This is a genomic window from Mediterraneibacter catenae (assembly GCF_008691045.1).
Classification (GTDB): Bacteria; Bacillota; Clostridia; order Lachnospirales; family Lachnospiraceae; genus Mediterraneibacter; species Mediterraneibacter ornithocaccae.
The window spans coordinates 1-24252 of record NZ_VMSO01000011.1 but is presented as its reverse complement, the minus strand read 5'-3'; the positions used below and the strand labels follow the sequence as shown (position 1 = coordinate 24252).

Genomic DNA, 24252 nt, shown 5'->3' with positions numbered 1-24252 from the left:
ATGGCGGAGATTTATTTGCGCGGATTACAGGAAAAGGATGCCCCATATATGCTGGAATGGATGAAAGATCCGGCCATCGCCTGTTTTTTCCGGTTTGATGCGCAGAAGATGACGGTGGATTCCTGCTGTGATTTTATTTTAAAAAGCGGGGAAGACAGCAGATGCCGTCATTTTGCGATCGCCAAAAAGGATACAGACGAGTATCTGGGAACTGTGAGCCTGAAACAGATCGATCAGGAGACGGGCGAGGCAGAGTATGCCATAAGCACGAGAAAGAAAGCACATGGAACAGGCGCCGCTTTTCAGGCGACCCGACTGATCTGGAAAGTCGCCTTTGAAGATTACCGGTTACGCAGAGTATATCTGAACGTACTGGCGGAGAATCAGCGGGCAAATGCTTTTTACAGGAAAGTCGGATACCGGTTTGAATATTGCGAGGAAAACGCAGTCGAGATACAGGGCGTAAGGAAGCATCTGAACTGGTATGCAATAAACCGGAAGCAGTATATGGAGATAGCAGAAAATGAATCATTCAAATGAAATTGCGGTAAGTGTCGCCGTGATCACTTATAATATGGAGGGATATCTGAAGCAGCTCCTTGACAGTATCCTGAAGCAGAAGACAGATTTCCGTTATGAAATCGTGGTGGATGATGATCATTCGCCGGATCACTCGCGGGAGATCCTGCTGGATTACAGGGACAGGTATCCGGATAAATTTGTCCTGTCTCTTCGGGATCAGAATGTGGGCGGCAGCAGAAATATGTATGGTGTACTGAGACAGTGCCGCGGCAGGTACATCGCGATCCTGGAGGGGGACGACTGGTGGGAATGTGATGATAAGCTGCAGTACCAGTATGACTTTATGGAGAAGCATCCGGAGTATGTGGGGATGTACTGCAATTCGTGGTGCGAGCTCAGCCGGACAGAGTCTGTACAAAGGGTTAGAAGGGATATGAAAAAGCCGATGGTTTTTTCTTATCGGGATTTTATGAATTATCATTTCTTTGACCGGCTGCCGAACAGTACGGATACTGCGTTTTTCAGAAATTTTTTCCGGGATGCGCCGGAGCGGGAAGTGTCTGTGTTTTATAAGGCCCACAAAATGGTCTGGGATCAGTCGCTGGCGCTTATTTTGTACGGGAAAGGCAGGGTGTATGTTGATCCCCGCCTTGTGAGCCACCACCGGACGATTGTGGAAAAAGGCGGTACGAATTATCAGTCCCGGTATGCGGTAGAAGACCATAAGGTCACGGACGCTTATATGTATGCATGCCATGAGGAGTACATGGAAAAGGTGCTGAGGAGAAACTGCCGGAAATTCTACAAAGTGCGGGGGATGATCTTCGCAGAAGCTTTCTGGATCGCCCTGAAGAGCGGTAAAGCAGAGGACCGGGAGAAGGCACGGCAGATCTGGAAGCAGCGGAGAAAGAAATGGCCTCTGGTGTGGTGGGCATTTTATTGGGGATGCGGCACCGTGCGGAGGAAAATTACAGCAGGCAGGAAATGAGGTGGTATATATCATGGATAAATTTCAAACAGTGATCATGCCTAAAACGGGATGGTTTGATATTGACCTTAAAGAAGTCTGGCGGTATCGGGATCTGATCTCGCTCTTTGTAAAACGCAATTTTGTATCAAAGTATAAGCAGACGATTCTCGGACCTTTATGGGCTGTGATACAGCCTTTACTGACAACGGTTGTTTTTACAGTAGTATTTGGTTCTCTGGCGGGATTGTCAGCAGACGGAGTACCGCCCTTCCTCTTTTATTTAAGCGGCAATGTCGCCTGGACTTATTTTTCGGCCTGTCTGACTCAGACAGCCAGCACTTTTACCAGCAATGCAGGAATACTCGGTAAGGTATATTTCCCACGGGTGGTCATGCCGATCTCGACAGTACTGACCAATCTTATTGCATTTGCGATCCAGTTTGTAATGTTTTTAGTATTCTGGATTTATTATTATGCAAAAGGAGAGGTGCAGATAGATAAACTGGTATTGCTTCTTCCGGTATTGATACTTCAGATGGCGCTTCTGAGTCTTGGGACAGGCATTATAGTTTCTGCGCTTACGACAAAATACCGGGACCTTCAGATGCTTGTCGGATTCGGCGTCCAGCTGTGGATGTATGCGACACCGGTGGCGTATGATATTGGTATTATTCCAGAAAAATATATGGGGATTTATATGTTGAATCCCATGACGTCTGTTATCAATATTTTCCGCAAAGCCTTTCTCGGTCTTGGAGATTTCGAACCGGGATATTGTCTGCTAAGCCTGGGAATTACGCTGATCATTCTGGTTGTTGGAATTATATTATTTAACCGCGTTGAAAAAACATTTATGGATACTGTTTAGTCCGGATGTTCCGGGAAACATTCGCTAATGTGGAAGAGAAAGGAAAGATCATGCCGGAGATTTCTGTGATCGTACCTGTATATAATGTTGAAGAATATCTGCGTCCGTGTATAGACAGCATACTGGAGCAGACATTTACAGATTTTGAATTGATTCTTGTTGACGATGGAAGCCCGGACAGATGCGGAGAAATCTGTGATGAATATGAGCGGACAGATACAAGGATTCGTGTAATCCATCAGGAAAACAGGGGGCTCTCCGCGGCGAGAAATGCAGGGCTGGATCAGATGTCAGGAGAGTATGTGACATTTATCGACAGCGATGATGTTGTTGCTGAAGATTATCTGGAGTTGCTATTTAATTGTGCAGCAGAATATAAAGCACAGATTTCAGTATGTCAGATGTATGAATTCCAGGATCCGGAAATGTTATTAAAAAAGGCTGCAGGAACCGGGGAAAAACGTGTGATCAGCGGTCAGGAAGCTGTTCTGGATATGTATATGGATAAGAAAGAAGTGCCGGTTAATGCATGCTCAAAACTGTATCACAAAACATTATTTGATGAATTGAGATTCCCGGAGGGAAAGCTGCACGAAGATCAGGCAAGAGTGCCGCGTTTGCTTTTTATGGCGGATACAGTTGTGATCAGTTACAATCAGGCATACGGCTACAGAACAAGGGCTTCCAGTATTATGCATTCGAAATTTAATGTTAAGCGGTATGATGATGTGGAGGCTGTGGAAGGATGCATCCGTTTTTTTAGGAATCATCAAAACGTAAGAGTAGCGGATGCGGCTGTAAATCGAAGAAATAAACTGCTGGCATTGTACACACTTTTTGCATATCGGGATCATGTTCACCATGAAGTTCCGAAAAAATACCGTATGAGTCAATATCAGGCTCTCAAGTACTTATATAAGAATCTGACAGATGATCAATATACGTATCAACTGGCTAAAGTGCATCCAACTTGGCTTTTGCCGCATGTATATCTTCGAAAAGTAAAAAGAATGCTGGGAATTAAAGTGCCAGAATAGTCAGAAAATTTAGGGGGGGGGGGTAACATTGTATGCCAGAACTTTCAATTATTGTTCCAGTATATAATGTTGAAAAATATCTGATAAAATGTATAGACAGCATTTTGCAGCAGACATTTACAGATTTTGAACTGATTTTAGTAAATGACGGTTCAACGGATAATTGTGGCGCCATTTGCGAGGAATATTCCGGAAAAGATTCACGGGTCAGGGTAATACATCAGAAAAATCATGGAGTAAGCGCAGCAAGAAATGCCGCTTTAGTTATTGCGCAAGGGACGTATGTCGGATTTGTTGACGGCGATGACTGGATTGAGCCGGATATGTTCCACAAAATGTATCAGGCAGCATTGAAAGAAAAAACAGATGTTGTAATATGCGGTGCAAATTATTATGAAAATAACGGAGACTTTATCAGGAGCGACCTGGTCAAAGAAAAAAGATATGATCAGAAGCAGCTGATAAAGAATTTATACGGAACACCAAATCCGCTGGGCGGAACCTGCTGGAATAAGCTGTTCCGCCGTTCAAAAATTGGAGAGATTCGCTTCAGAGAAAACCTTACTATGGCTGAAGACTGGGTATATCTGTTTGAATGTTTTAAGCGATGTGATTCGGGCATTCAGTTGCCAGTGGCGCTTTACAATGTTGTTGAACGTACCGATAGTGTAACAAGAAAGAATGAAGTACAGGCAATATGTGATATCGTTTTTGGCGGAAAACTAAAATTGTTATTATTATTGGGACGGGCATATTCAAAGGAAATGGAAAGATATGCAACGGATAAATATCTTGATGATTGTATACGCTATTCAAATGTGTTGCGTGATGTGGCAAAGGAAACCGGACAGCCATATCGGCGAAAAGTAATAAAGATGCGGCTACAAATGCTAAAAGTTATTCCACGAGCATATATAAAAAGAATATTGCCTGGAAAAAAGATCCGGGGATATATATTTGAGATGCTGAAGAAATAAGCCTGTGATAAACGGTATATAAGAGCAGGAAGAAACTAAAGTAAAAAGAGGACACATTAAAAATGGATAATCTGGCAATAAAATTTGATCATATCTGTAAAGAATACCGCCTGGGTTCCATTGGAGGGGGAACGCTTCGAGGGGATCTGCAGAGCTGGTTTGCGAAGATGCGCGGAAAAGAAGATCCGAACAGTAAATTGGCCGATGCAGGGCGGGTTCCCGCAGGTTCAGAGAGATTTCTGGCACTGGACGACGTATGCTTTGAAGTGAAACAGGGAGAAACTCTGGGGATTATCGGACATAACGGAGCAGGGAAGTCGACGCTGCTGAAGCTTTTATCCAGGGTGACAGCCCCGACGAAAGGAACGATATCCTATAACGGCCGTATCGCTTCTATGCTTGAAGTCGGAACCGGATTTCATCCGGAACTCACAGGACGCGAAAACGTATATATGAACGGCGCTATCCTGGGGATGAGTAAAGCAGAGATAAGCCGCAAATTTGATGAGATTGTTTCTTTTGCAGAAATGGAGCGGTTCATTGATACCCCCGTCAAGCGGTACTCAAGCGGGATGTATGTCAAACTTGCATTTGCGGTTGCAGCGCATCTTGACAGTGAGATCATGGTTATGGATGAAGTCCTTGCAGTTGGGGATATGAAATTTCAACAGAAATGTCTTGGCAAGATGGGTGATGCTTCTCAGTATGAAGGACGGACCGTATTGTATGTCAGCCATAATATGAATACGATAAGGCAACTGTGTTCCCGTTGTATAGTACTTGATCACGGGAAAATGGTTTTCGATGGGGATACTGAGACAGCGATCGAGATTTATTCTGACAGCCGCAAAAACATGGAATATCACTATGACTTTACAAAGATTCCACGGGGGATAGAGAAGAATATCAAGCTGGAATTTTTAAGCATGGATGTCCTTCGTGACCGGAATGTCCCGATACGTACGGGTGATGTGGTAGAAGTGAGATTAAAATGCAGGGCCAACAGCGATTTTGATAATATGAAGTTAAGGTTTTCTATCATTGCAGCTGATGACACCATAGCCGGAACCATGTTTTTAAACGAGGGGCTGGCAGCTAAGACAGGGGATGAACTGGAACTTCATCTCGGTCTTGATACAGAACATCTTGCGCCCGGGTGGTACCGGTTTGACCTCTTTTCATTCGAATCCAATGACTTTGGACTTCAGGAATGTTATGACCGGGTGGCAGGCGCGCCAATTCTTGAGATAGAAAAACGGACGGAGAAAGACCTGGAGTGGCTGCCCCAGTGGTGGGGACATGCTCAGTTTCCAGACGTCCGGCTTTATTCAGTGCATTAACAGAGGGATTTTATGGAGAGTTTAGTCTCAGTTATTATTCCGATCTACAATGTAGCGGATTATATGGATGCAGCCATACATTCGGTGTGCAGTCAGGATTATAAAAATCTTGAAATAATATTAGTTGACGACGGATCTGAAGATGGGGCCGGGGGAAAATGTGATGCATGGCTCGGGAGAGATCCAAGGATCCGGGTGATCCATAAAGAAAACGGGGGATTATCGTCAGCGAGAAATGCAGGGTTAGATGCTGCAGGCGGAAAGTATATCTATTTCCTTGACGGCGATGATACAATAGAGGAAAAACTGATCTCTACTGCTGTCGGATATATGGAACAGGGAGAGGATGTCGTTTTTTTCCGGTATTTTCTGATATCATCTGACGGGACTAAAATACCGGCCAGATACGAGGCAGGGAGATATACTCTGGATACTGATGAAAAGAGAGCCCGCTTCCTGACAGATTATATTTTGGCAGGAAGGCTGGACTGGGCCGCCTGGGATAAGCTTTATCGGAGAGAACTGATTGAAAAATATAATCTCCGTTTTGCGGATAATAATATTATTTTTGCGGAGGATCTCTGCTTTTGCTTATGTTATTGTACCCACGCAGTCAATATTCTGAGTGTGGATGAATTTCTATATAATTATATTCAGCGCCCACATTCCATTATGGCAGAACAGTCTGCGAGACTGAATGCCGGACGTATGAATGAGCTGGCAAAACAGTTCTGGTTTTTTGTAAACCGGTATACGGACTGTAATGCTGTAAAAGAGCGTTTCCCGCTTATCTATTTTATGATAATGGATAATGTTCTGACAAGAGCAAGAAACACAATGACCGTTTCTTCATTTGAATTCAGAAAAAGAGTATATGCTGACGTTCGTGACAGGGCATTTATGCGTTTATGGACCGGCCGTTTTCTTAAAATGAAGAAAGAACTGTATACAATATATCCGGAGAGCACTGCAGCATTGAAGATCAGTTTTGCCGCTTTCCTTTATGACGGGAATTATATATTGTTTCGTCTGAGAAATAAGAGGGCACTGTTCTTCGAAAAGCAGAAGTCAAAAAGAAAGAAATAAGAATAGGGAAATTATGGCAGGGAAATACAGAAACGGGATCCTGAGCGCTGAGTTTGGGATCCTGCAGCAGCTGGTAACATTAATCTTCGGATTGATTGTTCCACGGCTTTTTATTCAGACATTCGGATCGGAAATGAACGGACTGCTCAGTTCTCTGGGCAACTTATATTCATACCTTGCCCTGGTAGAGGCAGGGGTAGGGACAGTGGCCATTCAGGCTTTATACGGTCCGGTCGGAAGAAATGACAAAAAAGATATAAATGAGATCATGACCGCAACGGCAAATTACTATAACAAGGCAGGATTTTTATATCTGCTTGGCGTTATAGCAATTGCCGTCGTATATCCGCTGACGGTCACTACAACCATTCCACGCCTTACGATTGTGATACTTGTATTTTTAAACGGAATCGGCGGTGTGATCAATTTCTGGGTTCAGGGGAAATACCTGGTGCTGTTACAGGCAGAGGGGAAAAAATACCTGATGAGTATTGTCACAATGCTCATATATATTGCCCAGAATATCGTTAAGATCGTCCTGCTTTTAAATGGTTTTGATGTTATTGCGATCCATATAGGGTATTTCATGATCAGCCTGTGTCAGATGAGTTTTTATTTCTACTATATGAGAAGAAATTATAAATGGCTCGATCTTCACAGCAGACCAAATAAAGCTGCGTTAAGCCAGAGCAACGCGGTTCTTGTGCAGCAGATCACATGGATGATCTGCAGCAATACGGATATTCTGGTCCTCACATATGTGGCTCAGGATCTGAAAGCGGTAAGCGTGTATACGGTTTATCTGATGGTTTACAGTACGATTGAGAAACTGTTTTCTACATTTTTCGGAAGTTTTCATTACGTGCTGGGACAAAAATACAATACGGACCGGGAAGGATACATGGATATGCACCGTACTTATGAAACGGTAAGCATGGTCGGATCTTTCGCTTTATACACGATAGCTTTTGTACTGACGACGCCGTTTATGAAAATATATACTGCCGGCATTACCGATGTGGCGTATGTGGACCGGTATCTGCCCTTCCTGTTTGCGTTCATGCATCTGCTTTCATCATCCCGCGAGGCATCCAGCAGAGTGATCAATTTCGCAGGGCATTTCAGACAGATGCAGTGGCGTGCTATACTTGAAAGTGTGATCAATCTGGTCGCTTCGATTATTTTGGTGCGGATGCTGGGGATTCACGGAGTCCTTCTTGGAACGATCATTGCTTATTTATACCGTACAAACGATATTATTATCTATGCAAACAGAAAGGTGCTGAAAAGAAGCTGCTGGGCAACCTACAGACTCTGGCTCCAGAATATGGCTGTGTTTGGAATTGTTTTTGCCGTTTTTCATTTTATTCCGCTGCAGCCGGCGAACTTTGCCCAGTTTTTTATGATTGGCATTCCGGTGGGAGTATTCATCTGTATACTTTATCTTATTGAGGCATGGCTGACTGACCGAGAAGCGGCCAGGCAGCTGGTCGGAACGGTTAAGAATAATCTGTTCCGCAGTGGAAAGAAATAGAGCAGGTTCTGAATTTGGAAGAAGAGGATTGCGGTGAAGAAAAAATATTTTGTCGTGGGCGGATTAGCTGTGATCATTATTCTGGCGGTGTTGTACTGCCTCTATGTCAATAATGATCTAACGGTTACATCTTATAAGATTGAAACGAAACTGGATAATCCGCTTCGCATCGTACAACTGACAGATCTTCATGAAAAAGAGTTCGGAGAAGATAATATACGTCTGATCGAAACCGTAAAAGAACAGAATCCGGATCTCATAGTCATGACGGGAGACATGCAGAATAAAAATGACGAGGATACAGACGTTGTCTGCAGCCTGATCAGGGAACTGTCAAATATAGCCGATGTATATTATGGATACGGCAATCACGAGAAAACATGGGAGCAGACTTTTAATAAAAATTTTGCCGAAATAGTTACGGATGCAGGAGCGACTGTTTTAGAAAATGAATATATGGATATTACTGTCCGGGGCAATGAACTCCGGATTGCGGGGTATATGGGGTATTACAGAGCAGTCAATATGACGGCGGATACAGAGAAAGAGCAACAGGCGGAGCTTGCTTTTATGGATGAGTTTGAAAATACTGACAGATATAAAATCCTGCTAAATCATATTCCCACATCATGGTCGGACTGGGGGTATCTGGATCTGTATCCTGTCGATCTTGTTTTCAGCGGCCATTATCACGGCGGGCAGATGGTGCTTCCTTTTGCAGGGCCATTATATGCGCCTTACATCGGTTTCTTCCCGGATAATGTGAAAGGTCTTTATCAGGGCGAAAACGGAAACTGCATTCTATCTTCCGGACTGGGAACGGACTATTTTATTCCAAGAATCAATAATCCACCGGAAATTGTGACTGTGGTATTGGAATGAAAAAAGGATTAGAAATGTGCCAATAAGATAGAGAATGTGAGGATGTTCTAATGACAGTGGAAGTAGAAAACAATACAAGAATTTCATATATAGATAATGCGAAAGGTATTTTAATCCTCTGCATTATTTTGGGACACGTATATACAGGGGGGGGCATACATAGGTTAATCTATGTATTTCATGTGCCAGCCTTTTTCATAATTAGTGGAATCCTGTTTAATTATTCGAAAACACTTGAAAAACCTTTTGCAAGTGTGTTAAAGAAAAAGGTAAAAAATATATTAGTCCCGTTAATTTTTTTTGAAATACTTGGCTCCATAATATATGTTATCCGTTTTGGATTTACGCAGAGCATATTTGGTTTTATATATAATACACTGAGTTTTAATTTTAATAATGGTCCAGATTGGTTTTTATTTGTTTTATTTATTGATGAAATAGCATTTATAATTATTTACAAAGCAATAAAGAACCGATATGTTATCGGGGGAGTTGCTATAGGGTTAGCCATATTATCGATGGCTGTCAGCCATAATATGATTTCAAAGCTTATGCTTTGTTTTTCTTTTATTGTTGTAGGGTATATTTTTTATATTTTTTTTTCAAAAACAAATATATTAGCAGTTGTTTTAAGTTTTTGTTTAGTGGTACTCTGCGCCCTTATTAATTCTGTTGTAGATGTAAGCCAAATGCATTTAGGAAATCCATTGATATTTTGGATTGGAGCAGTGGCCGGAACAAAGTTGATCTTAATACTTGGAATTTATAAATCTTTTTCGATATTGGAATTTTACGGGAAAAACAGTTTGATCATAATGGGAACACATCAGCCTCTATTGCTGCTTATTAAGGAACTGATAACAATTAAAAGTTTTTCTCTTTTATCTGGAGGACTGATATTTATTGGTGTTATTATATTAGAGATTCCTATTATTTATTTGTTTAACAGATTTTTACCTTTTTTAGTTGGGAAAAAGACAACTAGACAGGAGAATATATGAGCAAAGTTATTGTTAGCGGAATGAAAAGAAGAGTAATTGAACTTTGGAAGAAAAGTAAAATATATCATTTGATTGATAATATGATATCTGCCGGTTTTAGGAAACGCCTAAAAAATGATAATTTTACAATCCTATGTTCTAACTGCATAGGGGGGGATCTATCATCGCCTGGGAAAACAGTTTTTGAGTCCTACGATCAATATGTTTTTTTCTCAGCCGGATTTTGTTTCATTCTGTATGCATTTGGATTATTATCTGCAGCAGAAGCTGCATTTTATTAATACAAAATTCAATTATCCGGTGGCTGAGCTGAGAGGGGATCGAGCCATCCCGACAATTACACTGAACTTTAATTATGCTTCAGACAGTAAAGAAGCAGAAGAATTATGGGAAAGGCGAAAAGTAAGGATAAATCGCAAGAATCTGTACGTGATCCTTTATAAGCTTGACGGGTTGACAGTTGAACAGGCAAAACAATTAGAACACTTTCCATGTAAAAATAAAGTCTTGCTGACTGCCGAAAAGTTGCCGGAGATTTCCTGGGCATATTATATTAAGCCGAATGAACGTCAGCAGTATGCGTCGGCCTATCTCGGGAGAAATGTGTTCGGAAAGAGATGGTTTGAAAAGAAATGGGATTTTGTGGACTTTTTAAATAAGTGAAATTTAAACGGTAAGATATTTGATTATAGTGGAGGAAACGTAATTGATTGCATTTTCAGTCATCATTCCGGTTTTAAATGCAGAACATTATATAGAACAGTGCATCTGCAGTGTGCTGAGCCAGAATTATCCGAATTATGAAATCATAATTATTGATGACGGTTCTGATGACAGAACGAAAAAACTGATCCAAAAACTGGGAGAAAAAAATCCGTGCATCATGCTGAAAAGCATCTGTCACTCCGGCGCGGGAGCGGCCAGAAATGTCGGCTTGCATGAGGCATCGGGGGAATACGTAATCTTTTTGGATGCTGATGATTACTGGACAAATCCATATCTTTTAAAAAGCCTGGATGAGAAACTGACGCGACAGAGAACGGATGTAGTCATGTTCCGGATGGACAAGTATACAGAAGACGGTAAACTTCTGAAAAAGTACAGAAAAGCTCCGCTCCCGGCAGAGAAAGCCTGTTATAAACTTTCGGATGTATATGATGTCCTTGTAAAAGACGGTCAGGTTCTCGCGTCAGCATGTAATAAGTGCGTTCGGCGCTCTATGCTGATAAGCCATCATATTGAATTTCAGGAAGGCGGGTATGCGGAGGATATAGACTGGGTTCTGCAGTTGTTCAGTGTGACGGAAACTATCAGCTTTATAAATGAGATATCATATGCGTACAGACAGCACCAAAAAGGATCTGCCAGCAAGAATAAATCTGGACCGAACTATCAGGCTAAAATGATAGAAGACTGGGCGGCACGGATGAAACGGGAGAACATATCCAACAAAAAAGCAGTGGCAGGGCTTCTGGCATTTGAATATGGTATCTGTTTTGGATATTGGCATCATCTTTCCGCCGAGATGAAGAAAATGATGGAAGAGCATCAATATCTTTTGGATTATGCATTGGACCGGAAAACAAAAATGATCAGAAGATTCAAAAAGATTTTCGGACTTCATCTTACATGTACGGCAATGAGGATATATCTGTTTATACGAAGGCTATCCTATGGAAAAATAAAAAAGGAGAAATAAGGGTATGGCTTTAAAAACTTTGAAAATAATGTATGATAAGTTTTATCAGTTTGTGGAAAGAATTTCGGGAAAGAAACCTGGATTACTTAAACTTGTGAGATATGGGGCCGGCGTTGTATGGAATTATATAAACTTCCGGTTTACTATAACAGACTATTTTGAACTTACATTATATAAGAAACGTTATTCAGAAAAGAAAAAATATTTAAGCTCAAAGGATAATCTGTATTTTTCAGAATACGTAGATGATAAAAGGAGGTTGAAAGAACTCTGCAGTAAAACAGAGATGTATCAATTATTAAAACCATATATTAAGCGGGAACAATTATATTCGCAGGAATGTACTTATGACGAGTTTTGTACATTTGCAGACAAACACTCCAGATTATTATATAAACCAGATACTCTTGATTGCGGACGAGGAATTGAAGTCTGGAATATAAATGAAAACAATAAAAATGATTTATATAAACGCTTTACAGAGGAACCTGCTGTGCTTGATGAAATGATAAAACAGCATTCGAAACTTCAGGAACTGTGTCCCAGCAGTGTAAACACAGTACGGTTTTTTACTTTAAAAATCAAAGACAGGTGTATTATTATAGGTGCTGCTCTTAGGATGGGGAACGGGACAAGTGTAGTCGATAATTATTCAGCAGGCGGAATGGTAGGCGCGCTGGATGTTAAAACCGGAAAGGTAATTGCGAAAGCAGAAAATGCAACCGGAAAGAGATTTACATATCATCCGTATTCAAAAATAAAGATTGAAGGTTTTCAGGTGCCGAATTGGCCGGACGTGCTGAAATTTGTAAAAGAGTGTGCGCTAAACTACGAACTGAACTATGTGGCATGGGATATTGCAGTCCGTGAAAAAGATTGTATTTTGATAGAAGCTAACCCAAGCGGTATGACAAATGTTATTCAGATAGCAGGAGCAGGCGGCCGGAAAAAACAGTATTGTGAGTTGAAAAGGCTGTTTCAAAAACAGATGCTGAAATAATAAGTACTGTTTCTAATCTGTTTTGAAAGGGTATTCATAAATGATTGAAAAGAGAAAACCGGACGAGTGCAGGCTGACTATATTTACACCGGTCTATAATCGCGCGCATTGTATTGAAAAATGTTACAGGAGTCTGCTTAGACAGAAGAACCAGAATTTTATCTGGATTATTGTAGACGACGGGTCTGTTGACGGCTTATCCGGTCTGGTTCAGTCATGGATGGATAAAGGCAGCAATTTTCGCATTGAGTTTTACCGGAAAGAAAATGGCGGAATACATACGGCTTATAATCTGGCTCTAAGTCATGTGCATACGGATTACTGGGTATGTATAGATTCCGATGACTGGCTGGCGGATAATGCCGTAAATATTATTTATGAAGGAATTAAATACTGTGAAAAGCATCAGCTTAATGTGTGTGGCATGGTTGGTCTTGATGCGGATCCAGAAGGCAACATATTCGGCGGGAAATTTCCTGCAGTCCACACCGCGTCGCTTATGGAGTTGAAGTTCCGCTACAAACACCGGGGGGATATCAAGGTTGTCTACCGGACTGCTTCTTCAGCGCCTTTCCTCCCGATACCGGAGATACCGGGAGAGAAGAATTTTAATCCGTATTACATTATGCTGCAGATGGACCGGACGGCGCCGCTTCTGATAATCAACAAAGTTCTCTGCATCGTAGATTATCAGGATGACGGCATGTCGGCAAATCTGTTCCGCCAGTATGAAGATTCGCCGGTGAGCTTCGGAATGTTCCGGCTTCAGTATCTTAAGATGCCGGGGCTGCCCTGGCGTTTTCGCTATAAGCAATGGATCCATTACGTTTCATCATGGCTCTTTGCGTTAGAACAGCACAAGGGACAACTATGGAAGCAACAGCAGACAGAAAAAGTCTCCTTCAGGAGACTTGGTATTGCGACAGCGTTTTTACCGGGAGTGCTGCTGCATTTATATATTTTTATGAGAAACCGGTTGAAAAAATAAAAACCGGGTTAAACAGAGGAGGTGCCATCTGAAAATGAAGGGAATTATACTGGCCGGAGGTTCAGGTACCCGCCTGTATCCTCTTACAATGGTAACGTCAAAACAATTACTTCCGGTCTATGACAAGCCGATGATTTACTATCCGATGTCAGTGCTTATGAATGCAGGCATCCGTGATATTTTAATTATCTCTACACCGCAGGATACTCCGCGGTTTGAGGAACTGTTCGGAGACGGACATCAGTTCGGGATCCGCCTTACATATGCGGTGCAGCCGAGTCCGGACGGGCTGGCCCAGGCTTTTGTCATCGGAGAAAATTTTATCGGAGACGATACAGTGGCGATGATTCTCGGCGATAATATTTTTGCCGGACATGGTCTGAAAAAACGTTTAAAGGCGGCGGTTGAGAGCGCAGAATCGGGAAATGGAGCCACCATATTCGGATACTATGTGGATGACCCGGAACGCTTTGGCATCGTGGAGTTTAACTCAGAGGGAAAGGCTGTGTCCATCGAGGAGAAGCCGGCAGAGCCGAAGAGCAACTACTGCGTAACCGGACTGTATTTTTATGATAACAGGGTGGTTCGCTATGCAAAGCAGCTAAAGCCAAGCGCCCGCGGAGAACTGGAGATCACAGATCTTAACCGCATATATCTGGAACAGGGCGAACTGAATGTAGAACTTCTCGGGCAGGGATTTACGTGGCTTGATACGGGGACGCATGAGAGCCTTGTGGACGCCACTAATTTTGTCAAGACGATGGAGTCTCATCAGCACCGTAAGATCGGCTGTCTGGAGGAGATCGCTTATCTGAACGGCTGGATTTCCAGGGAAGAGGTTATGAAGGTTTATGAACTTCTGAAGAAGAATCAGTACGGGCAGTATCTCAAGGATGTTCTGGACGGGAAATATATGGATGGGTTATACTAAATTTGTGCATCTGTTGATATGCGGATATGGTATTTTTAGGAAATGAGTGAATCATAATGAGCAGAAAGATTTTGATTAAGAATTTTGGTCCGGTTAAAACGGCAGAAGTAGATTTAAATAAGAATTTTCAGATTTTTATCGGAGAGCAGGCATCGGGTAAAAGTACGATTGGAAAAGCGGTATATTTTTGCCGGAAGATCAGGGATTATACTCTTGATTTCCTTCTGGACGATGACCAGTTTATGCTTAATCACCAAAATGAGTATTTCACAAATTATCTTAAGTATTTAACACGAAAATTTATGGCCTGCTTTGGACGTACGAAACATATGCCGTATTTTAACATTCAGTATACTTGGAATAATACCTCGATCAGTATTCAAACCAATAAGGATGGATATGTTCGTTTCCGTTTTGATGAGATGCTGAGCAGTCAGATTCAGCACCTTATTCGCGAGACTGCAGTAATGCATCAGAAGATGGCTGATCATAATTCTAATAGTATCATTGATAATATAACTGCGGTAGGTGTGATGAAACGTCGTCTGAGCAAATTTGTTTCTGAAATATTCGGGGATTCCGATGAAGTGATTTATATTCCGGCAGGAAGAAGTCTTCTGGCGACATTATCAGAAGATCTTTGGGGACTGTCAACAGAACATATGGATCTGACGATGAAGGAATTTATTTCTCTGATCCAGAGAGCTCGAAGTAATTTCGGGACAAAGATTCCGGAGATGATTAAGGACTATACAAAGACAGTGAAAGGTCAGATCAATAATGCGGCTGTAGATCAGGCATACCAGCTGATTCAGGAAATTCTTAAGGCTGATTATACCAGTGAAGAGGACGGAGAGAGGATTTATTTCGATGAGCGCCATTGGGTAAAATTGATGTATGGTTCTTCAGGCCAGCAGGAAGCATTGTGGATTTTGCTGCTTTCATTTATCCTGATCTTAGAAAACAGAAGGGCTTTCGTTATTATCGAAGAACCAGAAGCACATCTTTTCCCAAAAGCACAGAAAAAGATTGTGAATCTGATTGCGCTGTTAGTGAACAGTACGGAGAGCCGGGTGATTTTAACGACACATAGTCCTTACATTCTTACTTCGGCAAATATACTTTTGTATTCAGACAAGGTAGAAGGAAACAGAAAAAATGCGGCGGACAGTGTGGTGCACAGAAGCATCAGGCTTTCTTATGATAATGCCTCGGCATATGTGGTCGGTACAGAGAATAAGACAATTGTTTCCCTGATGGACGAGGAAACCCATATGATTGATACAGAATATATAGACAGTGTATCGGGGATTACAAATGAGGAACTGGAAAGGCTTCTGGATATGGAGAGCGAGTTATGATTTGTGGTAAGCTTGAAGCATGCGTGAAGAGGACCATAAAGGGCCAGTCTCCGGATAAGTGTGATAATCGGAAAGAAAACTGTATTGAATTTTCCGATACCCGGATGTACGTAAAATGCGAAGAAAAGAAAAAGAAATATATTCTTGAGAATACAATGGGAAAGCACGTTGTTTCTTACAGAATGGATGGAGGAATCGTTCATGTAGATGCAAAAGTGCCGGAAGGTGTGGCGAAGTGCGATTATTTGTATGTGATTGATACAGATAAGCCTACAGCGGTTCTTACAGAGTTGAAAGGCGTAGATGTTGCCAAGGCAATACAGCAGATTGACAGCACGCTGATGTTATTTAGTGGCTTTTTCAGGAAGTGTTCAAAAGTGTATGGACGTATTATTGTCGCATCTGCCGTTCCAAAACTCAATGCAAGTCCTGCCTATGTAAAACTGCAGAACAAACTGAGAAATTCATATAGAGGAAATCTGAAAGTGGCAAGTATCCAGCTGATTGAAAGAGACACAGACCTTCCTGTGGTAAAATAAGCTATAAATTGCGGAGGAAATATAAGATGAATATTATTGTCACCGGCGGCGCCGGATTTATCGGATCAAATTTTATTTTTTATATGATGGACAGGCATCCGGATTATCGGATCATTTGCCTGGACTGTCTGACTTATGCGGGAAATCTTTCCACATTAGCCCCGATTATGGACAAACCGAATTTCCGTTTTGTAAAAGAAAGTATCACGGATCGGGAAGCGGTTTACAGGCTTTTCGAGGAAGAAAAGCCGGATATGGTGGTGAATTTTGCAGCAGAAAGCCACGTAGACCGGTCTATCGATAATCCGCAGATTTTCCTTGAGACAAATATTATCGGTACGTCTGTACTTATGGACGCCTGCCGGAAATATGGCATCCAGCGATACCATCAGGTGTCTACAGATGAGGTGTACGGGGATCTTCCACTTGACAGACCAGACCTCTTCTTTACTGAGGAGACGCCGATCCACACGAGCAGCCCGTACAGTTCGTCGAAAGCTGCTGCGGATCTTCTGGTTCTTGCATATCACAGAACTTACGGACTCCCGGTGACGATCAGCAGGTGTTCCAATAACTATGGACCATATCATTTCCCGGAAAAGCTGATTCCCCTGATGATTGCCAATGCGCTGAACGATAAGCCTCTTCCGGTTTATGGAAAGGGAGAAAATATCCGTGACTGGCTCTATGTAGAGGACCACTGCAGAGCGATCGATCTGATCATTCATGAAGGCCGTGTCGGTGAAGTCTATAATGTGGGCGGTCATAATGAAATGAGAAATATTGATATTGTGAAGATCATCTGCCGTGAACTCGGAAAACCGGAAAGCCTGATCACTTATGTGGCGGACCGCAAGGGACATGATATGCGTTATGCGATCGACCCGACGAAGATCCACAATGAGCTGGGCTGGCTGCCGGAGACAAAGTTTGAAGATGGAATCAAAAAGACGATTCAATGGTATCTTGATAACAGAGAATGGTGGGAGACTATCATTTCCGGAGAGTATCAGAATTATTACGAAAAGATGTATGGAAACCGATAGGAGGCGTACACGATGAAAGTATTTGTTACGGGAGTAGCGGGGCAGCTTGGACATGATGTTATGAATGAGCTTGCTGACCGCGGTCATGAGGGAATCGGCTCTGATATCAGGGAAGTTTACAGTGGGCTCTGTGACGGAACGGCGGCAGAAAGTATGCCATATATGCAGATGGATATTACGGATACAGATTCAGTCGGAAATGTATTGAAGTCAGTAAGGCCCGATGTGGTGATTCACTGCGCGGCATGGACAGCGGTAGATCTTGCCGAGGATGAGGACAAGCAGGAGACAGTCCACAGGGTGAACGCGGACGGGACGAGAAATATTGCTGAAGCTTGCAGAGAATTAGAAAGCAGGATGGTTTATCTCAGCACAGATTACATTTTTGACGGAACCGGCACTGAACCCTGGCAGCCGGACTGCCGCAATTACAGCCCTCTGAACGTATATGGCAGAACTAAGCTGGAGGGCGAGCAGGCGGTTTCAGAACTTCTGGACAGATATTTTATTGTCCGGATCGCATGGGTGTTTGGGAAAAACGGAAAAAATTTTATCAGAACGATGCTTAATCTCGGCAAGACACATGACAGGCTGACAGTTGTAAATGATCAGATTGGCACCCCAACTTATACATACGATCTGGCGCGACTTCTGGTCGATATGATCGAAACTGAGAAGTACGGCTATTATCACGCCACCAATGAGGGCGGCTATATCAGCTGGTATGATTTTGCAGCAGAGATTTTCCGACAGGCAGCTGAACTGGGACATCCGGAATATGATAAGGATCATCTGACAGTTATCCCTGTTACAACTGAAGAGTACGGCCTTTCTAAGGCCGCGCGGCCATTTAACAGCAGGCTGGATAAAAGCAAGCTTATTAAAAACGGATTTACTCCGCTGCCGGCATGGCAGGATGCGCTTGCAAGATATCTGAAAGAAATCGGACTATAACCTGTTGTAATTTCAATTATACGGTTTGTAATTATGTGATTTTCAGAGTTTAGATATTCAGTGAGCGGTTTGAGGAGGATAAGCCATGGGGCAGATTACAGTAGAGAAGAACGCGGGCGGAATAGAAGGACTGTGTGTGATTACACCGACAGTTCATGGTGATGCCCGCGGCTATTTTATGGAAACATATAATCAGAAGGATATGGAGGAAGCCGGACTTACGATGACTTTTGTGCAGGATAATCAGTCCTGCTCAACGAAAGGCGTACTCCGTGGACTGCATTTTCAGAAACAGTTTCCCCAGGGGAAACTGGTGCGAGTTATGCGTGGCAAAGTGTTCGATGTTGCAGTTGATCTGCGGGAGGGAAGCAGGACGTACAGAAAGTGGTTTGGAATTGAACTGTCAGAAGAAAATAAGAAGCAGTTTTATATTCCGGAAGGCTTTGCACATGGCTTCCTCGTATTAAGTGATATCGCGGAGTTTTGCTATAAGTGTACAGATTTTTACCATCCGGGAGATGAAGGCGGACTGGCATGGAATGATCCGGAGATCGGTGTGAAGTGGCCGGGAGTGATCGGAGAGTACAACGGAAAAGCGTCGACGGAAGGGTATGAGATGGAAGACGGGACGAAGTTGGTGATGAGTGAGAAGGATCAGCAATGGAGTACACTTATGTAAATGAGAGAGAACTTAAATAATGGCAAATGAGTTGCCTGACAAATGGGCAATTGCACTTTGAAAACCTAACATAGTAGCTTTAACAGTAGTATAATGTATACAGAAACCAAATAAGCTGATTTATCCATTTTGCAGCCATTTATCTGAAAACAGCCATGGAATGCTCTATATGTAAATAAAACTACCTGATGGCAGATGATAATAGGTTTCTGGATGAATTTATGAAACTGTTTACCTCTTTGCTGTTTGCCTCTGGGAACGATCCGAGTTTAGATACCCCACAGCTCATAGAAAATCTTAATGAAAAAAGAGAAGAGACGCTTCCCCGATTTTGGCAGTTTATGAAGCGACAGATAGCAGAGCAGGCAGTTGAATATGCCGATCGCCGGAACAGAGAGTGTTCTTCATATGCATCGAATTCGGATAACGGTTATATCCAAATGATTGAAACGTACATGGGCCATGTGTTCGACGGTGAAAGCGGGAAACTGAAAGATGAACCGGTCAGACTGTTGAAGCATATAGGAGAAAAAGAGGAAGAATTCAAGAAAACGGAGTATTAGAATATGGAAGTGATGAAAGAAAGCAGCCTGATAGAGAGGGCAGTTACATTTAGAAACCGAATGGACGGGACGAACTGCAGTGTGGAAGACATCATGATGATATATATCGGTACGCCGGTTTCTGATTATATTTATAACGACGCAAAGATGGGCGATTTCGTTTCCCACAAGAAGAAAATGAATAGAAGAAACTATTTTATCTAAGTGGAGATGATTTATGATGGCTGATAAGGAGAATATGAAAGAGACAGCGGCTGGTCAGATAGTGGAAGCGGTACAGTTCGCCAATTTTGCCGGAGTAAATGCGGCGGATGAAGTGTTCAGCAGAGAAGATATCTCTAATCTGTAGCATTGCGTGCATCAGGTTAAGAATACATTTATGGACATGAGGACAGACGGAATACATCTGAAAGAGAAAGAAGGCATTCCGGCGAAAGAGGCGTGGAAGCATATAAACACGGTTTGCTGAACGTAACTTTCGCATCCAGAAAAGGAGTTTTCTGATGATTTGAAGGGATTCAGTTCATCAACTCTATTTTACCCTGCTTTGGAAAATCGTTTTTATCAGAGCCCTATAAAAGGCGGTGGATTTTTCCTGAAATGGTATAGATATGGAATTGCCGTAGGTTAGGGTATCAATTTTATGGAAGATATGCACCTCAGAGATTTGGAGATAGATGATATAAATGCTGTAATTGTGACGCATGATCATATTGATTATAATGGTGATCTTCAGATGATAGATGATCTGGCATACTCATTCGGACACAGCCTGGAACTTTATATGGACAAGTATACGGAGAATGAAAAACTTCTGAAGAAATACAGGAAAGGGCCGTTCCCGTCGGATAAGGAGTTTTACCGCCTGAAAGAGGTCTACGAGACACTCATCAGTGATGGACAGGTGCTGGCGTCTTCCTGCAATAAGTGTGTCCGGCGTTCTCTTCTCGAGGATTCGCACATTGTATTTCAGGAAGGCGGATTTGCTGAGGATATTGACTGGGTGCTTCAGCTGTTCAGCCATGTGAAGAGCATCAGCTTTCTGGATGAGATTTCCTATGCCTACAGACAGCACCGTGGGTATTCTGTCAGCAATGACAGGCAGGGGCCGGAATATCAGGCCAGGATGGTACAGGACTGGGCAGGGAAGCTGAAGCGTCATGAGGTGGAAAATGCCCGGGCAGTATCCGGCCTGCTTGCCTTTGAGTACGGGATTTGTCTGGGATACAGCCAGTATCTTTCGACAGAGATGAAGCAGATGCTGCGGGAGCACCGATATCTTCTGGAGTACGCGCTTGACAGAAGAACCCGTATGATTCGGAATTTTCATCGTATATTTGGGCTGCAGCTGACTTGTGCTGCGGTCAGATTTTATCTGTTTTTGAGGAGAATTTAAGAAATGGATGAATGCAGACTGACTATATTTACCCCTGTCTATAACAGGGCGGACTGCATTGTACACTGTTATGAGAGTATGCTGAGACAGAGTAACCAGAATTTTGTCTGGATTATTGTAGACGACGGGTCAACGGATCATTTGGAAGATGTGGTGAGACCGTGGCTTGAACGAGCAGCAGCTTTCCGGATTGAATTTTACAGGAAAGAAAACGGAGGCATGTACACAGCATACAATCTGGCACTCAGCCATGTGGAGACGGACTACTGGGTATGCATTGACTCAGACGACTGGCTGGCGGATGATGCTGTAGACATTATTTATCGTGCGATCCGATACAGTGAATCAAAGAATATTAATATCAGCGGCTTCGTCGGTCTGGATGCAGAGCCGGACGGGAAGATTTGCGGAGGGAGATTTCCACAGGTCAGAACAGCTTCGCTGATGAATCTGAAATTCCGATATAAGCATCAGGGAGATATCAAGGTTGTATATCGTACAGCCGCATCAGCGCCGTTTCTACCGATGCCGGAAATCAGCGGAGAGAAGAATTTCAATCCATATTACATCATGCTGCAGATGGACCGGGAAGCACCGCTCCTTGTGATCAACCGAGTGCTGTGTATCGTGGATTATCAGCCGGATGGAATGTCGGCGCGCGTCTTCCGGCAGTATGAAGATTCGCCGGTCAGTTTCGGTATGCTGAGGCTTCAGTTCCTGCAGATGCCGGATATACCATTCTGGTTCCGTTACAGGCAGTGTATGCACTATGTATCATCCTGGCTGTTTGCGGTAAAGCAGCACAGAAAGGGTCTTAGGGCGCCGTTCTTCAGCGGCGGAATGCTGCTGGCAGTTCTTCCGGGCGTGCTGCTGCATCTCTATATTATTTTCAGAAATCGCAGAGATCGTAAATGAAGAAAGCAGGTGGGAATATGCCGTTTTACAGTGTGATCATTCCGGCTTATAATTGTGAAAAATATCTGTCAGATGCTGTGGAGTCTGTCAGAAGACAGCCGATAAAGGACATAGAGATTATTATCGTAGACGATGGATCGACAGATTCCACAGGACAGATCTGTGACCGGCTGGCCGGGGCGTCCGGCGCAGTCAGTGATGAGAAACACAGGGAGACAGGACAGGAACCGGCAGTCTTTGTCATACATCAGGACAACAGAGGCGCATCTGCGGCACGCAATGCGGGAATCAGACGGGCATCCGGCGAATATGTCTTGTTTCTGGATGCGGATGATGTGTATGCAGAAGATGCCCTTGATGAAAAGTTGTCTGAGGAATGCAGAAGAGGAAGATATGATATGATCATATGCTCCTCGCTTACGTCAAATGTAGACAGGGATCGATACGGAATCGATATAAAGATGCACGACGGGGTATTTGCAGGAGGGCAGGCGTGCCCGATTTCAGGACATTTTGCTTCGTGCCTGTACAGCCGGCAGATGCTCCTCGCCCATCATATCCTGTTTGACGAAGATATTCATTTAAACGAAGATGAAGCGTTTAAGATGAAAGCCATGTACGCGGCTGTCAGGATTCGTACACGTTCAAAGCCTCTCTATATATACAATACAACTCCCGGTTCTGTCAGATATACGGATCGGCATATCTATGATTTTGTCGAGGCGTGGATACGGACTTACCAATGGCTGGAAGAATACGGAAGTATGGGCCGACTGGATCAGGCGAAAGCATTTGTCCGCCAGAAGATTGTATCCCGGCAGCTCCTGTATGCGAAGCTATATGTTCAGCAGGGTCATAATCTGAGGGAATTGAACAGGGAACTGGAGCGTATCGGAGCGCTGGAGACACTGCGGAATCTTCCCGTCGAATATATGATTCCGTCTCAGAGAGAGGAACTTGTGATATTTCAGAACAGTTTGAAGAAGTTTGTGAGATATGCGAAGTGGGAAGGACGTAAGATATGCATGGGAAGGCTGTTATTGAAGATGAAATGGGTGAGGAGAGTGAGAGATCAAAGAAAGTTCCCGATAGAGAAATACTGTTAAAGGATACAGAATCAGAGTAAATGAGATGAGTGAACATCTATTGGATTAGAATGGAAACAGCTTGCTTTATTGAAAAGCATATTTTATAATATGTTTTGTAGATTAGTTATCAGAAGCCACAATATTTGGCATTGCTTTTGTTATATGTGAGAAGCAGGTGTTATGCGGAGTAAAACAATAAACATTTGATTTTACGGGTGGTATCATAAAATGAGAAAAAAATACATAGAGCCGGAAATACTGGTAGAAGATTTTTCAGTAAGCGAGATGATTGCTGCAAACTGTGAAGTGCCGGTAAATGAATTGACAGTAGTTCAACAAATGAGCCATACAGGCTGTGCAGGGTATTATGATGAGTGGCAGGTTACAGATGCTTATGCAAAACTGAGTGATTATTTTGAGGGCGGGAAAGATATCGACGGAAACGGTACGCCGGACGCCTGCTTTACCAGCGCATATGCAGACCGGTCTCCGGGAAGTGACATTTGTTCTTTTGTGCCATATGAACACGGGATCAATTTTGGCGGAAATGTCTGGGACTGCAGCGGAGATACATCTTTGATTCAGAACTCGTAATATAAGATAATGTTGGTTGAATAAAGTGAAATACAAGAAGGAAAATGACGTCGGGTTGTTTTCCTTCGTTTTATATAGTGCACGAGCAGGAGGAAAAAATGGAAAAGATAAAACAGGAATTTGTACTGAGGAGAATTGCCGGGGAAAATGTGCTGATTCCCGTAGGAAATCAGGGGGACAAATTCCAGGGAATTATTACATTAAATGAAACCGGCAGATTTATCTGGGAAAAACTGGAAGAGGGTAAGAATTTGGAGGAGATTGCGGAAACGATAACAGAGG

General features: G+C 42.9%; 29 protein-coding genes. All 29 read left to right on the top strand.

Features of this window, described 5'->3' with window-relative positions; translation table 11 throughout:
* Nucleotides 1-540 carry a GNAT family N-acetyltransferase gene (locus FNY66_RS09580; protein ID WP_150310977.1) on the top strand — a complete coding sequence of 180 codons (540 nt, stop codon included), beginning with the start codon at nucleotides 1-3 and terminating at the stop codon, nucleotides 538-540.
* Nucleotides 524-1510, top strand: coding sequence for a glycosyltransferase family 2 protein (locus FNY66_RS09575; RefSeq protein ID WP_150310976.1), 987 nt, complete (start codon nucleotides 524-526; stop codon nucleotides 1508-1510). The genes FNY66_RS09580 and FNY66_RS09575 overlap by 17 nt, the downstream gene beginning before the upstream one ends.
* 13 nt (nucleotides 1511-1523) lie before the next feature.
* Nucleotides 1524-2360, top strand: coding sequence for an ABC transporter permease (locus tag FNY66_RS09570; RefSeq protein WP_190324821.1), 837 nt, complete (start codon nucleotides 1524-1526; stop codon nucleotides 2358-2360).
* 29 nt (nucleotides 2361-2389) lie between these two features.
* Nucleotides 2390-3397: a glycosyltransferase family 2 protein gene (locus FNY66_RS09565; RefSeq protein ID WP_190324820.1), complete on the top strand. Its 1008-nt coding sequence runs from the start codon at nucleotides 2390-2392 to the stop codon at nucleotides 3395-3397.
* A gap of 32 nt (nucleotides 3398-3429) precedes the next feature.
* On the top strand, nucleotides 3430-4374 hold the full coding sequence (locus FNY66_RS09560) for a glycosyltransferase family 2 protein (RefSeq protein ID WP_150310973.1): 945 nt from the start codon (nucleotides 3430-3432) through the stop codon (nucleotides 4372-4374).
* 62 nt (nucleotides 4375-4436) lie between these two features.
* The gene (locus FNY66_RS09555; RefSeq protein ID WP_150310972.1) at nucleotides 4437-5714 is read left to right on the top strand and encodes an ABC transporter ATP-binding protein; all 1278 of its coding nucleotides are present in this window, start codon (nucleotides 4437-4439) and stop codon (nucleotides 5712-5714) included.
* 12 nt (nucleotides 5715-5726) lie between these two features.
* Nucleotides 5727-6800, top strand: a complete 1074-nt coding sequence (locus FNY66_RS09550; RefSeq protein WP_150310971.1) for a glycosyltransferase family 2 protein — start codon at nucleotides 5727-5729, stop codon at nucleotides 6798-6800.
* A gap of 13 nt (nucleotides 6801-6813) precedes the next feature.
* The gene (locus tag FNY66_RS09545; protein ID WP_150310970.1) at nucleotides 6814-8334 is read left to right on the top strand and encodes a lipopolysaccharide biosynthesis protein; all 1521 of its coding nucleotides are present in this window, start codon (nucleotides 6814-6816) and stop codon (nucleotides 8332-8334) included.
* A gap of 33 nt (nucleotides 8335-8367) precedes the next feature.
* Nucleotides 8368-9216 (top strand): metallophosphoesterase, encoded by an 849-nt coding sequence (locus FNY66_RS09540; protein WP_190324819.1) that lies wholly within the window; start codon nucleotides 8368-8370, stop codon nucleotides 9214-9216.
* Nucleotides 9217-9266: 50 nt separating this feature from the next.
* Nucleotides 9267-10217 carry an acyltransferase family protein gene (locus FNY66_RS09535; RefSeq protein ID WP_150310968.1) on the top strand — a complete coding sequence of 317 codons (951 nt, stop codon included), beginning with the start codon at nucleotides 9267-9269 and terminating at the stop codon, nucleotides 10215-10217.
* Complete coding sequence (locus tag FNY66_RS15520; RefSeq protein WP_190324826.1) at nucleotides 10214-10498, top strand: hypothetical protein; 285 nt, start codon at nucleotides 10214-10216, stop codon at nucleotides 10496-10498. The genes FNY66_RS09535 and FNY66_RS15520 overlap by 4 nt, the downstream gene beginning before the upstream one ends.
* The gene (locus FNY66_RS09530; RefSeq protein ID WP_229409489.1) at nucleotides 10419-10880 is read left to right on the top strand and encodes a DUF1919 domain-containing protein; all 462 of its coding nucleotides are present in this window, start codon (nucleotides 10419-10421) and stop codon (nucleotides 10878-10880) included. The genes FNY66_RS15520 and FNY66_RS09530 overlap by 80 nt, the downstream gene beginning before the upstream one ends.
* A 43-nt stretch (nucleotides 10881-10923) precedes the next feature.
* The gene (locus FNY66_RS09525) at nucleotides 10924-11916 is read left to right on the top strand and encodes a glycosyltransferase family 2 protein (protein WP_150310966.1); all 993 of its coding nucleotides are present in this window, start codon (nucleotides 10924-10926) and stop codon (nucleotides 11914-11916) included.
* Nucleotides 11917-11920: 4 nt separating this feature from the next.
* Complete coding sequence (locus FNY66_RS09520) at nucleotides 11921-12916, top strand: sugar-transfer associated ATP-grasp domain-containing protein (RefSeq protein ID WP_229409486.1); 996 nt, start codon at nucleotides 11921-11923, stop codon at nucleotides 12914-12916.
* A 40-nt stretch (nucleotides 12917-12956) separates the two neighbouring features.
* Nucleotides 12957-13904 (top strand): glycosyltransferase family 2 protein, encoded by a 948-nt coding sequence (locus FNY66_RS09515; RefSeq protein WP_150310965.1) that lies wholly within the window; start codon nucleotides 12957-12959, stop codon nucleotides 13902-13904.
* Between the two features lie 34 nt (nucleotides 13905-13938).
* The gene (rfbA, locus tag FNY66_RS09510; RefSeq protein WP_150310964.1) at nucleotides 13939-14835 is read left to right on the top strand and encodes a glucose-1-phosphate thymidylyltransferase RfbA; all 897 of its coding nucleotides are present in this window, start codon (nucleotides 13939-13941) and stop codon (nucleotides 14833-14835) included.
* A 56-nt stretch (nucleotides 14836-14891) separates the two neighbouring features.
* Nucleotides 14892-16196 (top strand): AAA family ATPase, encoded by a 1305-nt coding sequence (locus FNY66_RS09505; RefSeq protein ID WP_150310963.1) that lies wholly within the window; start codon nucleotides 14892-14894, stop codon nucleotides 16194-16196.
* A complete protein-coding gene (locus FNY66_RS09500) occupies nucleotides 16193-16735 on the top strand; it encodes a hypothetical protein (protein ID WP_150310962.1) in 543 nt (180 codons plus the stop codon). The genes FNY66_RS09505 and FNY66_RS09500 overlap by 4 nt, the downstream gene beginning before the upstream one ends.
* A gap of 26 nt (nucleotides 16736-16761) precedes the next feature.
* Complete coding sequence (gene rfbB / locus FNY66_RS09495; RefSeq protein WP_150310961.1) at nucleotides 16762-17781, top strand: dTDP-glucose 4,6-dehydratase; 1020 nt, start codon at nucleotides 16762-16764, stop codon at nucleotides 17779-17781.
* A 12-nt stretch (nucleotides 17782-17793) separates the two neighbouring features.
* Complete coding sequence (rfbD, locus tag FNY66_RS09490; RefSeq protein ID WP_150310960.1) at nucleotides 17794-18735, top strand: dTDP-4-dehydrorhamnose reductase; 942 nt, start codon at nucleotides 17794-17796, stop codon at nucleotides 18733-18735.
* An 85-nt stretch (nucleotides 18736-18820) separates the two neighbouring features.
* Complete coding sequence (gene rfbC, locus FNY66_RS09485; protein ID WP_150310959.1) at nucleotides 18821-19414, top strand: dTDP-4-dehydrorhamnose 3,5-epimerase; 594 nt, start codon at nucleotides 18821-18823, stop codon at nucleotides 19412-19414.
* A gap of 341 nt (nucleotides 19415-19755) precedes the next feature.
* Nucleotides 19756-19977 (top strand): hypothetical protein, encoded by a 222-nt coding sequence (locus FNY66_RS09480; protein ID WP_150310958.1) that lies wholly within the window; start codon nucleotides 19756-19758, stop codon nucleotides 19975-19977.
* A 3-nt stretch (nucleotides 19978-19980) separates the two neighbouring features.
* The gene (locus FNY66_RS09475) at nucleotides 19981-20181 is read left to right on the top strand and encodes a hypothetical protein (protein WP_150310957.1); all 201 of its coding nucleotides are present in this window, start codon (nucleotides 19981-19983) and stop codon (nucleotides 20179-20181) included.
* 13 nt (nucleotides 20182-20194) lie between these two features.
* Complete coding sequence (locus FNY66_RS15935) at nucleotides 20195-20326, top strand: hypothetical protein (protein WP_267872932.1); 132 nt, start codon at nucleotides 20195-20197, stop codon at nucleotides 20324-20326.
* Between the two features lie 294 nt (nucleotides 20327-20620).
* Nucleotides 20621-21373, top strand: coding sequence for an MBL fold metallo-hydrolase (locus tag FNY66_RS09470; protein WP_150310956.1), 753 nt, complete (start codon nucleotides 20621-20623; stop codon nucleotides 21371-21373).
* A gap of 3 nt (nucleotides 21374-21376) precedes the next feature.
* Nucleotides 21377-22288, top strand: a complete 912-nt coding sequence (locus tag FNY66_RS09465; RefSeq protein ID WP_150310955.1) for a glycosyltransferase family 2 protein — start codon at nucleotides 21377-21379, stop codon at nucleotides 22286-22288.
* Nucleotides 22285-23394 (top strand): glycosyltransferase family 2 protein, encoded by a 1110-nt coding sequence (locus tag FNY66_RS09460; protein ID WP_150310954.1) that lies wholly within the window; start codon nucleotides 22285-22287, stop codon nucleotides 23392-23394. The genes FNY66_RS09465 and FNY66_RS09460 overlap by 4 nt, the downstream gene beginning before the upstream one ends.
* A gap of 210 nt (nucleotides 23395-23604) precedes the next feature.
* On the top strand, nucleotides 23605-23970 hold the full coding sequence (locus FNY66_RS09455; protein WP_150310953.1) for a hypothetical protein: 366 nt from the start codon (nucleotides 23605-23607) through the stop codon (nucleotides 23968-23970).
* Between the two features lie 98 nt (nucleotides 23971-24068).
* On the top strand, nucleotides 24069-24252 hold a 184-nt coding region (locus tag FNY66_RS09450), incomplete at its 3' end, for a PqqD family protein (RefSeq protein WP_190324818.1).

Bases quoted from the DNA above. Each gene is read 5' to 3' on its own strand.
- FNY66_RS09580 (WP_150310977.1), top strand. From the start codon at position 1: ATGGCGGAGATTTATTTGCGCGGATTACAGGAAAAGGATGCCCCATAT.
- FNY66_RS09575 (WP_150310976.1), top strand. From the start codon at position 524: ATGAATCATTCAAATGAAATTGCGGTAAGTGTCGCCGTGATCACTTAT.
- FNY66_RS09570 (WP_190324821.1), top strand. From the start codon at position 1,524: ATGGATAAATTTCAAACAGTGATCATGCCTAAAACGGGATGGTTTGAT.
- FNY66_RS09560 (WP_150310973.1), top strand. From the start codon at position 3,430: ATGCCAGAACTTTCAATTATTGTTCCAGTATATAATGTTGAAAAATAT.
- FNY66_RS09555 (WP_150310972.1), top strand. From the start codon at position 4,437: ATGGATAATCTGGCAATAAAATTTGATCATATCTGTAAAGAATACCGC.
- FNY66_RS09550 (WP_150310971.1), top strand. From the start codon at position 5,727: ATGGAGAGTTTAGTCTCAGTTATTATTCCGATCTACAATGTAGCGGAT.
- FNY66_RS09545 (WP_150310970.1), top strand. From the start codon at position 6,814: ATGGCAGGGAAATACAGAAACGGGATCCTGAGCGCTGAGTTTGGGATC.
- FNY66_RS09535 (WP_150310968.1), top strand. From the start codon at position 9,267: ATGACAGTGGAAGTAGAAAACAATACAAGAATTTCATATATAGATAAT.
- FNY66_RS15520 (WP_190324826.1), top strand. From the start codon at position 10,214: ATGAGCAAAGTTATTGTTAGCGGAATGAAAAGAAGAGTAATTGAACTT.
- FNY66_RS09530 (WP_229409489.1), top strand. From the start codon at position 10,419: ATGTTTTTTTCTCAGCCGGATTTTGTTTCATTCTGTATGCATTTGGAT.
- FNY66_RS09520 (WP_229409486.1), top strand. From the start codon at position 11,921: ATGGCTTTAAAAACTTTGAAAATAATGTATGATAAGTTTTATCAGTTT.
- FNY66_RS09515 (WP_150310965.1), top strand. From the start codon at position 12,957: ATGATTGAAAAGAGAAAACCGGACGAGTGCAGGCTGACTATATTTACA.
- rfbA (WP_150310964.1), top strand. From the start codon at position 13,939: ATGAAGGGAATTATACTGGCCGGAGGTTCAGGTACCCGCCTGTATCCT.
- FNY66_RS09505 (WP_150310963.1), top strand. From the start codon at position 14,892: ATGAGCAGAAAGATTTTGATTAAGAATTTTGGTCCGGTTAAAACGGCA.
- FNY66_RS09500 (WP_150310962.1), top strand. From the start codon at position 16,193: ATGATTTGTGGTAAGCTTGAAGCATGCGTGAAGAGGACCATAAAGGGC.
- rfbB (WP_150310961.1), top strand. From the start codon at position 16,762: ATGAATATTATTGTCACCGGCGGCGCCGGATTTATCGGATCAAATTTT.
- rfbD (WP_150310960.1), top strand. From the start codon at position 17,794: ATGAAAGTATTTGTTACGGGAGTAGCGGGGCAGCTTGGACATGATGTT.
- rfbC (WP_150310959.1), top strand. From the start codon at position 18,821: ATGGGGCAGATTACAGTAGAGAAGAACGCGGGCGGAATAGAAGGACTG.
- FNY66_RS09480 (WP_150310958.1), top strand. From the start codon at position 19,756: ATGAAGCGACAGATAGCAGAGCAGGCAGTTGAATATGCCGATCGCCGG.
- FNY66_RS09475 (WP_150310957.1), top strand. From the start codon at position 19,981: ATGGAAGTGATGAAAGAAAGCAGCCTGATAGAGAGGGCAGTTACATTT.
- FNY66_RS15935 (WP_267872932.1), top strand. From the start codon at position 20,195: ATGATGGCTGATAAGGAGAATATGAAAGAGACAGCGGCTGGTCAGATA.
- FNY66_RS09470 (WP_150310956.1), top strand. From the start codon at position 20,621: ATGGAAGATATGCACCTCAGAGATTTGGAGATAGATGATATAAATGCT.
- FNY66_RS09465 (WP_150310955.1), top strand. From the start codon at position 21,377: ATGGATGAATGCAGACTGACTATATTTACCCCTGTCTATAACAGGGCG.
- FNY66_RS09460 (WP_150310954.1), top strand. From the start codon at position 22,285: ATGAAGAAAGCAGGTGGGAATATGCCGTTTTACAGTGTGATCATTCCG.
- FNY66_RS09455 (WP_150310953.1), top strand. From the start codon at position 23,605: ATGAGAAAAAAATACATAGAGCCGGAAATACTGGTAGAAGATTTTTCA.